15 protein-coding genes are annotated in these 15,432 nt (G+C 39.8%); 6 read left to right on the top strand and 9 right to left on the bottom strand.

Features of this window, described 5'->3' with window-relative positions:
• Window positions 1-134: 134 nt before the first annotated feature.
• The 4 genes from ABN212_RS13265 to yfbV form a co-directional block, all read right to left on the bottom strand.
• Entirely contained in the window at window positions 135-1,964 is a 1,830-nt protein-coding gene (locus tag ABN212_RS13265; protein ID WP_349443301.1) for an SLC13 family permease, read from the bottom strand.
• A gap of 109 nt (window positions 1,965-2,073) precedes the next feature.
• Complete coding sequence (locus tag ABN212_RS13260; protein WP_198619764.1) at window positions 2,074-2,736, bottom strand: sugar phosphatase; 663 nt, start codon at window positions 2,734-2,736, stop codon at window positions 2,074-2,076.
• Between the two features lie 53 nt (window positions 2,737-2,789).
• Window positions 2,790-3,284 carry a YfbU family protein gene (locus tag ABN212_RS13255; protein ID WP_088495118.1) on the bottom strand — a complete coding sequence of 165 codons (495 nt, stop codon included), beginning with the start codon at window positions 3,282-3,284 and terminating at the stop codon, window positions 2,790-2,792.
• Window positions 3,285-3,423: 139 nt separating this feature from the next.
• A complete protein-coding gene (yfbV, locus tag ABN212_RS13250) occupies window positions 3,424-3,879 on the bottom strand; it encodes a terminus macrodomain insulation protein YfbV (RefSeq protein ID WP_069367978.1) in 456 nt (151 codons plus the stop codon).
• Between the two features lie 392 nt (window positions 3,880-4,271).
• On the opposite strand from yfbV, the gene ackA reads away from it, so the two are divergent.
• The 3 genes from ackA to ABN212_RS13235 all read left to right on the top strand — a co-directional run bounded on the left by ackA (window position 4,272) and on the right by ABN212_RS13235 (window position 8,241).
• Entirely contained in the window at window positions 4,272-5,474 is a 1,203-nt protein-coding gene (ackA, locus tag ABN212_RS13245) for an acetate kinase (RefSeq protein WP_109374116.1), read from the top strand.
• Window positions 5,475-5,551: 77 nt separating this feature from the next.
• On the top strand, window positions 5,552-7,696 hold the full coding sequence (gene pta / locus ABN212_RS13240; RefSeq protein ID WP_109374115.1) for a phosphate acetyltransferase: 2,145 nt from the start codon (window positions 5,552-5,554) through the stop codon (window positions 7,694-7,696).
• A gap of 401 nt (window positions 7,697-8,097) precedes the next feature.
• Window positions 8,098-8,241: a Hok/Gef family protein gene (locus ABN212_RS13235; protein WP_109374114.1), complete on the top strand. Its 144-nt coding sequence runs from the start codon at window positions 8,098-8,100 to the stop codon at window positions 8,239-8,241.
• A gap of 72 nt (window positions 8,242-8,313) precedes the next feature.
• On the opposite strand, the gene alr is transcribed toward ABN212_RS13235, so the two are convergent.
• The 4 genes from alr to ABN212_RS13215 all read right to left on the bottom strand — a co-directional run bounded on the left by alr (window position 8,314) and on the right by ABN212_RS13215 (window position 11,757).
• On the bottom strand, window positions 8,314-9,537 hold the full coding sequence (gene alr, locus ABN212_RS13230; protein WP_349443300.1) for an alanine racemase: 1,224 nt from the start codon (window positions 9,535-9,537) through the stop codon (window positions 8,314-8,316).
• Window positions 9,538-9,729: 192 nt separating this feature from the next.
• Window positions 9,730-10,986: a PTS ascorbate transporter subunit IIC gene (locus ABN212_RS13225; protein ID WP_196533828.1), complete on the bottom strand. Its 1,257-nt coding sequence runs from the start codon at window positions 10,984-10,986 to the stop codon at window positions 9,730-9,732.
• A gap of 10 nt (window positions 10,987-10,996) precedes the next feature.
• Window positions 10,997-11,284 (bottom strand): PTS sugar transporter subunit IIB, encoded by a 288-nt coding sequence (locus ABN212_RS13220; protein ID WP_196533829.1) that lies wholly within the window; start codon window positions 11,282-11,284, stop codon window positions 10,997-10,999.
• Between the two features lie 29 nt (window positions 11,285-11,313).
• Window positions 11,314-11,757: a PTS sugar transporter subunit IIA gene (locus ABN212_RS13215; RefSeq protein ID WP_109374111.1), complete on the bottom strand. Its 444-nt coding sequence runs from the start codon at window positions 11,755-11,757 to the stop codon at window positions 11,314-11,316.
• Window positions 11,758-11,984: 227 nt separating this feature from the next.
• Between ABN212_RS13215 and ABN212_RS13210 the strand changes: the two genes are divergently transcribed.
• Complete coding sequence (locus tag ABN212_RS13210; RefSeq protein WP_109374110.1) at window positions 11,985-13,031, top strand: LacI family DNA-binding transcriptional regulator; 1,047 nt, start codon at window positions 11,985-11,987, stop codon at window positions 13,029-13,031.
• On the opposite strand, the gene yfcD is transcribed toward ABN212_RS13210, so the two are convergent.
• On the bottom strand, window positions 13,028-13,570 hold the full coding sequence (yfcD, locus tag ABN212_RS13205) for an NUDIX hydrolase YfcD (protein ID WP_099073791.1): 543 nt from the start codon (window positions 13,568-13,570) through the stop codon (window positions 13,028-13,030). The genes ABN212_RS13210 and yfcD overlap by 4 nt on opposite strands.
• Before the next feature lie 198 nt (window positions 13,571-13,768).
• On the opposite strand from yfcD, the gene ABN212_RS13200 reads away from it, so the two are divergent.
• Both ABN212_RS13200 and ABN212_RS13195 read left to right on the top strand, forming a co-directional pair.
• Entirely contained in the window at window positions 13,769-14,383 is a 615-nt protein-coding gene (locus ABN212_RS13200) for a glutathione S-transferase N-terminal domain-containing protein (protein WP_349443299.1), read from the top strand.
• A gap of 66 nt (window positions 14,384-14,449) precedes the next feature.
• Window positions 14,450-15,355 carry a TIGR01777 family oxidoreductase gene (locus ABN212_RS13195; protein WP_349443298.1) on the top strand — a complete coding sequence of 302 codons (906 nt, stop codon included), beginning with the start codon at window positions 14,450-14,452 and terminating at the stop codon, window positions 15,353-15,355.
• Window positions 15,356-15,432 lie beyond the last annotated feature (77 nt).

Raw genomic sequence — 15,432 nt, 5'->3', positions numbered from 1 at the left:
TCTAAGAAAGATTTTCAGAAAACACACATTCATAGATATGTCGCATACATCAAATAAAAAACATCGCCCAATAAATAAAAAACGCTGTTTATTAATTAACAAACAGCGTTTCAGCAAAACAAAAGTATTAATATTTAGAATGGGAATAATAGCGGGATCAGGAAGACACTAATCAACATCACAATAACCGTAAATGGCACACCAATCTTGATAAAGTCGGCAAACTTATAACCACCCGGCTCCAGGATCAGCGTATTAACAGGCGATGAAACTGGCGTCATAAATGCTGCAGATGCTGCAACACCTATCACCATTGCAAATGGTAGTGGAGAAACATTCATTTGGTTAGCCGCAGCTATAGCAATTGGTGCCATTAATACCGCCGTTGCCGTATTGGAAATAAACAACCCAATTGATGCACAAAGTATAAATAAACACACCAACATCACTTGAGGACCAGCACTACCCGCAACATCCATTAAACCATTAACAATAAGCTCTATACCGCCTGTTTTTTGTAATGCGGCTGCAAAAGGCATCATACCGACAATTAAAATAATACTTGGCCAATGAATAGAGCGATAAGCACTTTCCATATCAATACAACGGAATTTCCCCATTAACAAACAGGCAATAAGTGCCGCAATAAAATTAGGGACTTCATTCGTCACCATTAACGCCACCATTAGTGCTAACGAAAACAGTGCATGAGGAGCTTGGGATGAAGCAGGGGCAACAGTTTCAATTTCTGCAGCTAAATTTAACACAATAAAATTACGTGGTTTCGTCGAAAGAATACGGATTAATTTCCAATCACCAATCACCAATAACACATCACCAAGGCGTAATGGCTCATCGACAATTTTACCCGGTAAAGCACTTCCTTCACGACGAATAGCAACCACGTTTAGTCCATAACGGGTACGAAATTTAATTTCTCTTAATGATTTACCTAATAATTCGGAATCAGGATTCATGGAGACTTCAGCAAGCCCTACATCACGAGATTGTTCAGAAAAATATTCACCCCGCAATACCATTGGTTCTAACATCTGTTCACGGCAAAACTCACGTAAATCGACATCACTGGCTGACATATCAACTAATAAAACATCACGCTCTCTTAATTCAGTACCACCCGTTGCGCTAACCATAACACGCCGAAAGCGCCTCCAGCGTTCAACACCGACAACGTTTGCACCATAACGAGAACGTAAATGTAATTCATCAAGTGAATGACCTACTAGCGGAGAACCTTTACGAATGGCTAAACGACGAGCACGCCCAGCTAACTGATAATCACGAATAAGATCACGGAAAGTACGACGATAAGCTTCTTTTTGCTTACCATTGTCGTTATTTCCTAGCCATCGACGTACCACCAGCATATAAAGAATACCTGCAAATAATACAGCAATACCTATTGGCGTAATGGAGAAAAACTGAAAACTCGGTAAACCTTCTCTGACTAATTCACTGTTAACAACCATATTAGGTGGTGTTGCCACTAAGGTCATTAATCCACTAATCAGTCCAGCAAAGCCTAACGGCATCATTAAACGACCTGGCGATGTTTTCATTCGAGCAGCAACACTCAATACAACAGGAATAAAGATGGCAACAACACCTGTTGAACTCATGAAAGCACCTAAACTTGCAACGCATATCATTAATAGCACAAGCATTTTAACTTCACTGCTACCCGCGACACGAACTAGCCAGTCCCCCATTTGATAAGCCACACCTGTTCTCACTAACCCTTCACCAATAACAAAAAGGGCCGCAATAAGTAATACGTTAGGATCGCTAAACCCTACCGTGGCTTCATTTAATGAGAGAGTACCGCTAAGAACGAATGCGATGATGACAAGTAAAGCGACCACATCCATGCGGATTTTGTTGGTCGTAAAAAGGACAATAGCTATCAATAGCAGGCTTAAAACCCATAATAATTCGCTATTCAAAATGGCCTCGATCAGCAATAAGTGAAAACAGTTTAAGACATCAATTCACTACATTGATAAGTAGACCATTTTTACAACAATAAATCTTCTAATATGATCAAAGAAAAGACTATCTTTTGTGCGTGATTATTACTTTTTCAGCTTGCTTCTCGATTTGAATATCATTTAAAGAATCAATAATTAAATGAATCTCATTACGGCGAGGGAGAGAAAGAGGGGCATGAACGGCAACAACTTGGCATCCCGCATCTAAACCAGAGTAGAGCCCCGCAGCTGCATCTTCAAAAACCACACAATCTTGTGGTAATAATCCCAACTTTTTGGCACCTAAAAGATAAGGCTCGGGATTAGGTTTACCTTTACTAATGCATTCCGCTGTAACCCAATGCTTAGGTTCTGGAATACCCGTAACAGATTGGCGTGTTGTTGCGATCGGAACCGTACCTGATGTGACAATCGCCCACGGAATATTTAAGTCATTAAGGCGATTAATTAACTCAATAGCCCCCGGAAGCGGGGCTAAACCTTCTATTTGTGTTGATTCTAATTTCTCTAACCAACGAAATGTCTCGGTTATCTCTTGTTCGGTGGCATTAGGCATAAAATGGCGAATCGACTCAATAGCAGGCTTTCCGTGGATGTAGTCATTAATCTCTTGTGTTGATACACCGACACGCTCACCAAATAACGCCCAACAATGTTCAACAACTGGTAATGAATCGACTAATGTTCCATCTAAATCAAACAGAAAACCTTTACATGTGATTGCCATATTTTATGCCTACTTTTACCTTATAGTGATGCGTTAACTATTATGTACTGCAATTACGCATTAAGTATTTGCTGGATTTCAACGGCGCTAAGGTGATATTGGCGAGGGCACGCTAACCAAACATTAAGCATTCTTTGGTATTTTTCCCACATTGGTGTTTGAGAGTTAAAACCATGGCTGCCACTATCGAAATGCGTGTAACGCCCTTCTGTATTCACCATAAAACGCACATAGCTAAGATAGCGGGATTCTGTCGCCGCATCAAAGCCTATAAATGCGACACGTCGAGCATCTGGCATCTCTTGTTCTTTTAAGTTATCACGAGAAACTTGCAGTGCATGGTACATTTCCATGACGTTAATAATGGTACGGCAAGTCTCTTCTGACATTTCATCGAAGTCACGATCAAGTTCACGTAATTGTAATCCATAACCACGTTCAATAATTGTCTGATAGCGACGATAACGTTCAGCGTTATCAGGATCCATCATAGTCATCATTTTATACTGATTAGAGAGGATCAAGCGTTGTGCGTGTGTCATTTCCATCATTAATTCTCCAAAGAAATCATTGAGGAGAGCATGACATTAATCAAAAGTATTGAGTAGTGCTAACTACGCGTTTTTTGATCTCAACGGGGTAATTCAGATGACAATAATGACAAACGAAGAAGGTAGAACAAATGTTCTACACATCATCAAGAAAAGAACGATCCAGTTGCTTAAAAGCACGTTTTAATAAATGGGCTAAAGAAAGGTAAGTCGGTGTTTGCTCTACAGGGGCTAAAGCGATACCTGCTTCTTCAAATTTCTCACGAATTTCATAAAACCAGCGCAATAACGTAGCAGGAAGAGGCGTTGCTGCACGCTTGCCTAACCACCATAATCCTTGCATTGGCAAGCTACAAGCAAAGAGCGCTGTTGTAATTGCTGGCCCTAAATTGCCGCCTAATGCGATTTGCCATGTCATTGTAAAAATGGCGATAGGTGGCATATAGCGAATACCAAAGCGCGTGGCTTTGACAATACGATTTTCAGGGAAAACAGGCGCTAACTGCTTTTCAACCGGCCAGGTTTTTAAATACTCGTTACCCAAACGAAGCTTCTTAAAAAAGCCGGGGGGAGTCACTGTCGGTTCGCTCATAATGACCTCAATCAATTTCTTTTGTAACTTTTAAAAAATACCTATAAAGAATAAAAATCTTTTAGTAGAATTAAGTATATTTTGTCTTTGTTGCCTTTACTCTGTATCCTGTGCCCATTCTAAAGCTTTGTGGCAATAAAGCGCTATATTTTGTTTGCCGGCGTGATTTTCAACCCTTTTCGCCGATTTTAACGCGAAAAGTTAATGGGTGAATAAAAATCGTCCAATTAATGATTGGCAACTATAATTAGCATCAAGTTTTTTACTTTAAGCATGATGCGCGTCATTAATGTCATCATAGGAATGCGATAGGCTTTTATGATTGACGTTTTATTAACCACCGTCTTTATAATATAAAAGACACTACGACAACAAGATAAATAGGTAATTCCATGTCAAGTAAGCTGGTGCTGGTACTGAACTGCGGTAGTTCTTCTCTTAAATTTGCAATTATCAACCCAGAAAATGGTGATGAATTCCTGTCAGGTTTGGCTGAATGCTTCAACCTTCCTGAAGCCCGCCTGAAATGGAAAATGGATGGCCAGAAACACGAAGCTGCGTTAGGCGCAGGCGCTGCTCATAGCGAAGCATTAAACTTCATCGTAAATACTATTCTGGCTCAAAAACCAGAACTTTCTGCACAAATCGCGTCTATTGGTCACCGTATTGTTCATGGTGGCGAGAAATTCACTAAATCTGTCGTGATCACTGACGACGTTATCAAAGGTATTGAAGCAGCAATCCCATTTGCACCATTGCATAACCCAGCTCACCTTATTGGTATTGAAGAAGCACGTAAAGCATTCCCTCATTTAATTGAAAAAATGGTTGCTGTATTTGACACTGCATTCCATCAAACAATGCCAGAAGAAGCTTATTTGTATGCTCTGCCATACAGCTTATATAAAGATCACAGCATCCGTCGTTATGGTGCTCACGGAACTAGCCATTTCTTCGTTTCTCGTGAAGCCGCTAAAATGTTAAACAAACCTGTTGATGAACTGAACGTAATCACTTGCCATTTAGGTAATGGTGGTTCTGTTTCTGCTATCGTTAATGGTAAATGTGTTGATACTTCTATGGGGCTGACTCCATTAGAAGGTTTAGTCATGGGTACTCGTAGTGGTGATATCGATCCTGCTATCGTGTTCCATTTACATGATGCTTTAGGTATGAGCGTTGAAGACATCAACAAACTGCTGACTAAAGAATCTGGTTTATTAGGTTTAACTGAAGTCACTAGTGACTGCCGTTATGTTGAAGATAACTACGACACTAAAGCAGATGCTAAACGTGCAATGGACGTTTACTGCCATCGTTTAGCGAAATACATCGGTTCTTACTGTGCACTGATGGAAGGTCGTTTAGATGCTATTATCTTTACTGGTGGTATCGGTGAAAACGCAGCAATGGTACGTGAATTATCACTGAAAAAACTGGCTCTGTTAGGTTTTGAAGTTGATCATCAACGTAACTTAGATGCACGTTTCGGTAAATCAGGCACTATCACTACCGATAACAGCCGTCTTGCTGTTGTTATCCCAACTAACGAAGAGTTAGTTATCGCTCAGGACGCAAGTCGCCTGACCGCTTAAGTTCTTTGATGTACTGCCAGTGTAATACTGGCAGTACTGTTTTACATAACGAGCAACCGATATTTAAAGAGGTTTCCGTGTCCCGTACAATTATGCTAGTCCCAACTGATACACGCGTAGGTTTAACCAGCGTCAGCTTGGGTGTTATCCGTTCTATGGAACAAAAAGGCGTTAGCCTGAGCGTGTTCAAACCAATTGCACAACCTCGTGTAAAAGGCGCGTTAGATCAGACAACTGCGATTATCCGCTCTCACTCCACTATTCAATCATCAGAACCTTTAAACATGGATTATGTTGAGTCTCTACTCAGCTCAAACCAAAAAGATGTTTTGATGGAAGAAATTGTTGCTAGATACCATGAAAACACCGCTGATGCAGAAGTTATTCTCATCGAAGGTCTGGTACCTATGCGTAAGCACCCTTTTGCACAATCATTAAACTATGAAATTGCAAAAACATTAGGTGCTGAAATTGTTTTCGTTACTGCATTAGGTAACAACACTGTTGAACAGCTAAAAGAGCGTATCGAATTTGCGCGTGCTGAATTCGGCGGTGTAAAAAACCAAAATATCACAGGCGTTATTGTTAACAAACTAAATGCACCTGTTGATGATCAAGGCCGTACTCGCCCTGACTTATCTGAAATCTTTGATGATTCAAGTAAAGCGATTATCTCTAATGTCGATTTAAAAACCATCGAAAAAAATAGCCCACTGCCTTTACTGGGTTGCATTCCATGGAACTTCGATTTAATCGCCACTCGTGCAACAGATATGGCAAAACACTTAAATGCGACTATCGTCAATAAAGGCGATATTGAAACCCGTCGTATTAAGTCTGTTACTTTCTGTGCACGCAGTATTCCACACATGTTAGAGCATTTCCGTCCTGGTTCACTTTTAGTGACTTCAGCGGATCGCCCTGATGTATTAGTTTCAGCATGCCTTGCAGCAATGAATGGCGTTGAAATTGGTGCAATCCTACTAACAGGTGGTTACCAAATCGATGCACCAATCAAACAACTTTGTGAACGTGCATTTGAAACTGGCTTACCAATCTTTATGGTTAGTGCGAACACTTGGCAGACCTCTTTAAATCTGCAAAGTTTTAGCTTAGAAGTTCCTGCTGATGACCATGAACGTATTGAAAAAATTCAGAACTACGTTGCTCAACATATCAATACACAATGGATTGATTCACTGACAGCTAACTCTGAACGCCCTAACCGCCTATCACCACCAGCATTCCGTTATCAGTTAACAGAACTAGCACGTAAAGCGAAAAAACGTATCGTTTTACCTGAAGGTGATGAGCCACGTACTGTCAAAGCAGCAGCAATTTGTGCTGAACGTGGTATCGCAACTTGCGTACTGTTAGGCGATCCTGAAGAAATTCGTCGTGTAGCAACTGCACAAGGTGTTGAATTAGGTACAGGCATTGAGTTAGTCGATCCTAAAGAAGTCCGTGAAATCTATGTGCCTCGCTTAGTTGAACTGCGTAAAAGCAAAGGTATGACAGAGGTTGTTGCTCGTGAACAGTTAGAAGATAACGTTGTTCTTGGCACATTAATGCTGGAAAAAGGTGAAGTAGATGGCCTAGTTTCTGGTGCTGTTCATACTACCGCTAACACTATTCGCCCACCATTACAGTTAATCAAAACTGCACCAGGTAGCTCATTAGTGTCTTCTGTGTTCTTTATGCTGTTACCTGAACAAGTTTATGTTTATGGTGACTGTGCAATTAACCCAGATCCAACAGCAGAACAACTGGCTGAAATCGCAATTCAATCTGCAGATTCTGCAATTGCATTCGGTATCGACCCACGCGTTGCGATGATCTCTTATTCTACTGGTAACTCTGGTGCAGGTAGCGATGTAGAGAAAGTTCGTGAAGCGACACGTTTAGCACAAGAAAAACGCCCTGATCTGATGATTGATGGTCCTTTACAATACGACGCGGCTGTTATGGCTGACGTTGCTAAATCTAAAGCGCCAAATTCACCTGTTGCAGGTAAAGCGACTGTATTTATCTTCCCTGATCTGAACACCGGTAACACTACTTATAAAGCAGTACAACGTTCAGCTGACTTGGTTTCAATCGGACCAATGTTACAAGGTATGCGTAAACCAGTGAATGACCTTTCTCGTGGTGCATTAGTGGATGATATCGTCTACACCGTTGCGTTAACAGCAATTCAAGCAAGCCAACAAGAAAACGCATAATTACTGAAGTTCGCTTCAAATAATAAAAAACGCCAGATGATTGATTTCATCTGGCGTTTTTTTATTCTACAGATTTTTAATTTACTAAAATTCGAAGCAGTGTCAGCATCGATTCTGTCTCCTTTATAAAGGAGAGTCAAGAAAAATCTCGCATATAAACTCCCAATACAAATACAACTAACATATTGATTTTAATCGTTTATTTATATTGTTTTTATTCAAAAAAAGATAGAAATGAGGTAGTTTCTGTTAGTATGCAGGTGGGTGCTTGGATCATTTTGGTTCAAGCATTAGTGAGAGCCAAAAAGACGAAAGCCCCGAATTCTATTTTATTAAAATCCGAGGCAGTCTCAAACCAGACAACTTGATTCTGTCTCCTTTATAAAGGAGTGTCAAGAGAAATGGCTAAATTTGCCCTGATGGGGCTGATTGCTGTCTGTGTGACAGCACTGTGTTTATCATTACTTAGACATGAAAGATTATGCTCTTTCAATATTCGTAGTGGTCATACAGTAGTTCAAGCGACTTTATCTTGCGATAAATAGCTTTGTGGGGGAATTTTCCCCCACAATTTCTCATCACACGTTGTTGCGTTTTGTGGTTACAAGCACCCTACTTTAATCCACTAATACCCGTTGATTGGTTGCACCCCATAAAATCGACATCTCTGTAAATAATGCACCACTGATATCTTCAACTTCTTCAGCTGTAATTTCGCTATTACCTTGCTTACCAAAGAACACGACTTCATCCCCTGATTTGATATTTTTAAGATCTGTAATATCAACAATCACCGTATTCATTGACGTTTTACCTAAAACAGGCACACGTTGGCCACCAATTAAAGCATGCCCTGCATTACTAAAAACGCGGCGATAGCCATCTGCATAACCGACAGGAATATTCGCTAATACCGAGTCACGTTTTAGTGTGTAAGTACAGTCATAACCAACAGTATTACCTTTAGGATAATAATTGATTGAAGCAATATTCGATTTAAACGTCATAACACGTTTGTAATCTGTACTTGCGATAGTATCGCCATAGAAAATTCCGCCCACACGCACCATATCTAGCCATGATTCAGGTACGGTAATTGTGGCGAACGTATTTGCCATATGCAGAGTGACATCTTTACGATTTAGTCCTGTAACATCCAATACCTTTTGTGATTGCTGTTTAAAACGAGCAAGATCTTCTCTTACTTTATCAGCATCTTCTTCAGGATAGTGAGACATAATGCCAACCACTTTAAGGTTAGCTAATTGAGCAATTTGCTTCGCCTCTTCAAGCCCTGCATTATTATTCACTTCTAATCCATTACGAGACATTCCACCTGAATTTAAAGCTAAATGAATAGGGATCACTCTATTTTGTTGTTTAGCAATGGCATCTAATTTTCTAGCCATATCTAAATTACCAATCAATTCTTCCACGTTATAGCTTGTTGCCTGAGCCATCTCTTGCTCTGTGGCATTACGTACACGCATTAAACGGCCTTGGAATCCTAGATCACGAACTTCTTTTAGCTCTTGGTTATTCGTTACGCCAATACATTGCACATTATTTTCAATCATAACAGGTGCAACTAATGATAAATCATGACCATATGCATCGCCTTTTAAAACAGCACAAAGAGAGGATTTATCACCTAAAAGTGATTGTACTTTCTTCACATTAAAATCGAGCGCACTACGTGAGATTTCAATCCATGAGTTATTCACGATTGCAGGTTGAACCTGCGCCGTTTGAGTCACGGGAGGATTGTGATTAATCGGTTGTTGGCAAGCAGTGATAACAAAAAGTGGTAACAACGCAAGATATCGAATACCAAAAGACATCTTCTTTTTCCTTAGTGATTGTGATGTAAACCTATTTTTATAATTAATTAGGTACGAAAATATACACACAGTGAATATTCACTCAGGATAATAGCATTATTATTCACAAAATAAACATATAAATTCACATAAAAAAACGCCCCAATGAATTAATTTCAATGAGGCGTTTATCTATCTTAATTCTTAAAACAATCAGCGAACAATAATACCTAACAGAATACCGATAACACCAAAGTCTGCATCACTAAATGTAGTGTTAGCAATACCGATATCGCCAAGCACAGGCAAGAGGAATACAGGTAAGAAGGTAATTAATAAACCTTGAGCAAAGGCACCTAAAATAGCACCACGACGTCCACCGGTTGCATTACCAAAGACCCCCGCTGTTGCACCTACAAAGAAGTGAGGAACAACACCTGGAATGATCACCGTCCAATCTAAGGCATAAAGAATGAACATACCGATAACGCCAGCGGCAAAGCTACTTAAAAAGCCGACCAATACCGCATTAGGAGCATAAGGGAACACCACTGGACAATCTAAAGCGGGTTTTGCATTAGGGACTAACTTATCAGAAATACCTTTAAATGCTGGAACGATTTCAGCAATCACCATACGTACACCTTGCAGAATAATATAAACACCTGCTGCAAAGGTTATGGATTGCATCAATGAGAACATAAACCAGTTTTTGCCACCACTGACTTCACGAACAAAAGCATCGCCCGCAAATAAACACGTAATGATAAAAATAATACCCATTGTAAAGGCGATGGCAACAGGCGTATCACGTAAAAATAGTAAACTTTTAGGCACATTCATCTCTTCGGTTGAATGCTCTTTATTACCAAATTTACTGCCGATAAAACCAGCAACAACATAAGAGATAGTCGAGAAGTGTCCTAATGCCACATCATCAGAACCGGTAATTTTTTTCATATAAGGATGAGCAATGGCAGGGAAAAACACCATTGAAATCCCAACAACTAATGAACCTACCGCAACTAATACTGTACCTTCTAAGCCAGCGGTTGCCAGAATAACCGCCACCATCATAGACATAAATAAAGTATGGTGACCCGTTAAGAAAATAAATTTCCACGGGGTTAAACGTGCAATTAAGATATTAATCAACATGGCAAAGAACATAATCATAGCCATCTCTTTACCAAAGCTTTTTTGTGCAATAGAGACAATCGCCTCATTATTTGGCACAACGCCTTGAATACCAAATGCATGTTGGAAAATTGTTGAGAAATCACCCAGTGAGTTGATAACTAACCCTGCACCTGCACCTAAAATAACAAAACCCATAATGGTTTTTACGGTGCCTTTGATACATTCTGTCACTGGTTTTTTCTGGGCGATTAAACCAATTAATGCGATCAAACCCACTAAAATGGCTGGCTCTGAAAGCACATCACTCATTAGAAAGCGGAAAAAGTCCATGATAGGCTCCTTATAACGCGCCTAATTCACGTAATGCGACAGAAAGTTTTTCTTTCATCGCTACTTTGTCAATCATGTTATCCAATGAAACAACCTTTCCATTTACCGCTTGTGAATTGAGTTGCTCTGCAATATCACGCGTACCTACATAGATATCACTTGGTGTGCCTTTTGCTGATCCCAGATCAACGTGATCTACTTCTGCATTCACAGAAATATCTTTTAGGATACTTTTGATGCTCATTTCCATCATTAAGCTACTACCTAAACCATTTCCACACACAACTGTAATTTTCATGATATTCCCCTTGGTAATTTAAATCGTCATTAATAATTGTTGATAACGGCTAATACATCCGCTTTGCTTTTCGCATTAAATAGCTTTTGAATATCTGCATCGTTATCAAAAAGTTCGGCTAATTTCACAATGGCATTAATATGGCTATCGTTATCTGTTGCAGCCAAAACAATCAGTAATTTCACTGGATCGTTTTCATCAGCACCAAATTCAACACCTTGCTCAACAATCGTTAATGCAAGAGAAAGTTGATTAACACCATCTTCAGGACGAGCATGAGGCATCGCAATACCGGGGCCTAAAACATAATATGGCCCTATTTTTTCGTGTGATTTGTAAATTGCATCGATATAACGAGGTTCAATACAACCTTTATCAATCAATGGCTGACATGCCACTTTGACTGCATCTCTCCAATCGATAACGTTTGGAACCACTTGCACCACATCGGGCGTTAATAACGTTTTAAGCATACTTGCAACCTCGATAAGACTCTCTATGAGCTTCGTTATTAAGGATAGTAATCATTAATGGTAGCGCTATCTAGATAGATCATTCGTAATTGTGATAGCGCTATCATTTTAATGAAATGTTAATTGCAGAAAATGCCAACAATTGACACTGTATTGTTTCAGCATAATAGGAAGATTTCAGGTAGGATCTGCGGTTAATAAAATAGGCTAGGCAAGCATAATAACAAATGATCAAAACACGTAAGCGCCGAAATACAGGTCGAGTCACATTACAAGATGTCGCTAAACATGCAGGAGTCGGATCAATGACCGTCTCTCGTGCATTGCGAACCCCTGAATTAGTTTCTGATAAGTTACGAGAAAAAGTTAATCAAGCCGTAGAGGAACTTGGCTATATTCCTAATGCCTCGGCAGGTGCTTTAGCTTCAGCACAAAGTCATATTATTGCGGTACTGTTGCCCTCCTTCACAGATAGAGCCAGTGCAGATTTTATGCAATCTTTACAACAAATACTCAATCGCCATCAATATCAAATTTTAGTGGGTTGCTATGAGCACCAACCTCATAAAGCCAGCGATGTGATTAATATGCTGTTGCAAAGTAATCCTGCCGCATTAGTTGTCTTTGGTTCACAGCTTAGCCCAACTCATTTTTTGCATATCAGTAATGCCAATGTGCCTGTTGTCAGCGTTGCCAGCCAACCAGATGAACAAGCCGCTATTAGTATTGATTGTTCTTATGAGCAAGCGGCATATGATTTAACAAACCATTTAGTCACCCGAGGAAAGCGTTGTATTGGCTATATTGGTGCGTTACAAGGACAACGCCTGCACCACCAGCAAATAACCGGTTGGTCACGAGCGTTACTCAAAAATTATTTAAATGCTGAGCAAAGTGTCACTACACCTGATCCCGCATCTATGGCATACGGTCGACAAGCATTAACAGAGATTTTATTGCGCCAACCCGAACTAGATGCGGTCATTTGTAGCCATGAGAGTATTGCATTAGGTATGATTTTTGAGTGTCAACGTCGATTAATTAAGATCCCACAAGATCTGGCTATCGCTTGTTTAGAAGGCTCTGAAAATAGTGATCAGATATCCCCTTCTCTCACATCAATTCGTTTTGATTATCACAAAATGGGAAAAGAGGCAGGAAAACATCTGATAGCACTTTTACAACGTTTAAGAGACGAAGATGATAACGCTATATTCGAAGATACCGTTATCAACTATGCTTATCGATTTGAGTTAGGGCAAAGCACCCCTTAGTCCACAGTTTCTCTACTTTCTAGGCGTGTACTGTTGTTACGTGTTAACCAAAGAGAGAGGGCTTTTAATGAATCAGGCGTGAATTCATCACAGCGCTCAGTAATTTCAGAGGGAGTTAACCAACACACTTCCTCAATTTCTTCTGCTTGCAGTGCGAAGGGTCCATGAGAAACACAGCTAAACAAGCTTCCCCATACACGGCAACTTTCATCATCATAATAAAATTGACCATGCTCAGCAAAAGGGACTCCAGCAATACCTAACTCTTCTTCTGCTTCACGACGCGCACTTTCAAGTAAATTCTCACCTTGCTGAACCACCCCACCCGCAGTAGCATCTAACCAACCAGGATAAAAATCTTTTATTTCAGTTCGACGCTGCGCCAAGATTTTCCCCATTCCATCATGAACAACGATATAAGTTGCTCTATGTCTTAGATTTTCAGCTCGCATTTGTTGACGTGTTGCTTGTGCAACGACTTCATTTTTATCATCAACAATATCAACCCATTCAACCAATGCCGTCTTTTCTTGTTCCATCCTCAACAAACCTTTTTTAACCGATACTAAACGATCGTAATTTTTATCCTGAATATACCAAAATCACTATTTTTCACCACTACAATAATCATACGTGACTTGTTTTATCCATCTTGCGCTTTTTTGCTTTTTATGATGTTAAAAGGCAGACTGTGATTATATTGTCTATTTAGTGCCTACTTTATTTTGGAGCTTTTAATGATTGACTTATATTATGCAGATACCCCAAATGGCCAAAAAATAACGCTTTTTCTTGAAGAAACTGGCATACCTTATCAGTTACATCGCATCGATATTAGTAAAGGCGATCAATTTAAACCTGAGTTTTTAGCAATTTCACCCAATAATAAAATTCCCGCGATTGTAGATAATTCACCTATTGATGGTGGTGAGCCTATCTCTATTTTTGAATCAGGTGCTATTCTTATCTATCTAGCTGAAAAAAGTGGCAAATTGCTCAGTCAAAATTTACGAGAAAAAACAACACAACTACAATGGCTGTTTTGGCAAGTGGGGGGATTTGGCCCAATGTTGGGACAAAATCATCACTTCACCCGTTATGCCACAGAAAAAGTCCCTTATGCGATTAAACGTTATACTGAAGAAACACAGCGTTTATATAGTGTATTAGAGAAAAGGTTAGCGCAGTCACCTTACCTTGGGGGCAAAGAGTACAGCATTGCGGATATCGCCACATATACATGGGCTCGTCTGCACGATCACCACAATATTGATTTAGCAAATTATCCCGCAATGGATAATTGGCTAAACAACATTAACCAACGCCCAGCTACGAAAAAACTCTTTAGCTAATATAAGCAATTTATATATCAGGATGATATTTATTCTTTATCAAGCAAGTAGATCAGGAGGATTGTGATGAAAATACTTATCACAGGTGGTACAGGATTAATTGGCAAAGCATTAGTTTGTGAGCTTGCGCTCGCCAATAATGATATTACGGTGCTTTCTCGTTCGCCTCAAAAAGTTTATTCGCATTTTTGTAATGAAATCACCTGCTGGACTCAACTCAACGATAAACAAAATCTTAATGAGTTTGATGCCGTTATTAATCTTGCTGGAGAACCTATTGCTGATAACCGTTGGACTCCCTCTCAAAAGCAAAAACTGGTTAATAGCCGTTGTCATTTAACCCAGAAATTGGTTGATTTGATTAAAGCTAGCGATTCTCCTCCAGCAGTTTTCATTTCTGGCTCCGCAGTAGGTTTTTATGGCGATCAAGGTGATACACGAGTTACAGAAGAGACGCCAGCAAATCCTGAGTTTACACATGAACTCTGTGCAAAATGGGAACGTATCGCGCTTGAAGCTCAAACACCATTAACACGAGTTTGCTTGTTGCGTACAGGGATTGTACTTTCAACTCTCGGTGGCGCACTGCCTAAAATGAGCAAACCTTTCAAATTAGGATTAGGTGGCAAATTAGGGAGCGGAAAACAGTATATGCCGTGGATACATATCGATGATATGGTCAGTGCGATTGTTTTCTTGCTTAAGACCCAAGATGCTAAAGGCGCTTTTAACTTAACAGCACCTAACCCAGTACAAAATAAAGAGTTTACTCGCCTATTAGGAAAAGCTTTTAATCGCCCAGCATTAATGACGGTTCCCGAAAGTGTATTGCGTCTAGTGATGGGAGAAAGCGCGACATTAGTATTAGGTGGACAACAAGCCATTCCTGAAAAATTACTCAATGCAGGCTTTGAATTCCGTTATCCACAATTAGAAGAGGCATTAAAAAATATTATTACCACTGGAAAATAATCTCTTTTAATTCGAATTAGGTATTCTACCGAATAAACGTAGTCAACAACGCTGTACCTTGAAGTATGACGAGTAAA

It is taken from the genome of Proteus genomosp. 6, from assembly GCF_040139785.1.
GTDB lineage: Bacteria > Pseudomonadota > Gammaproteobacteria > Enterobacterales > Enterobacteriaceae > Proteus.
This window is presented reverse-complemented; position numbering and strand designations above follow the sequence as displayed.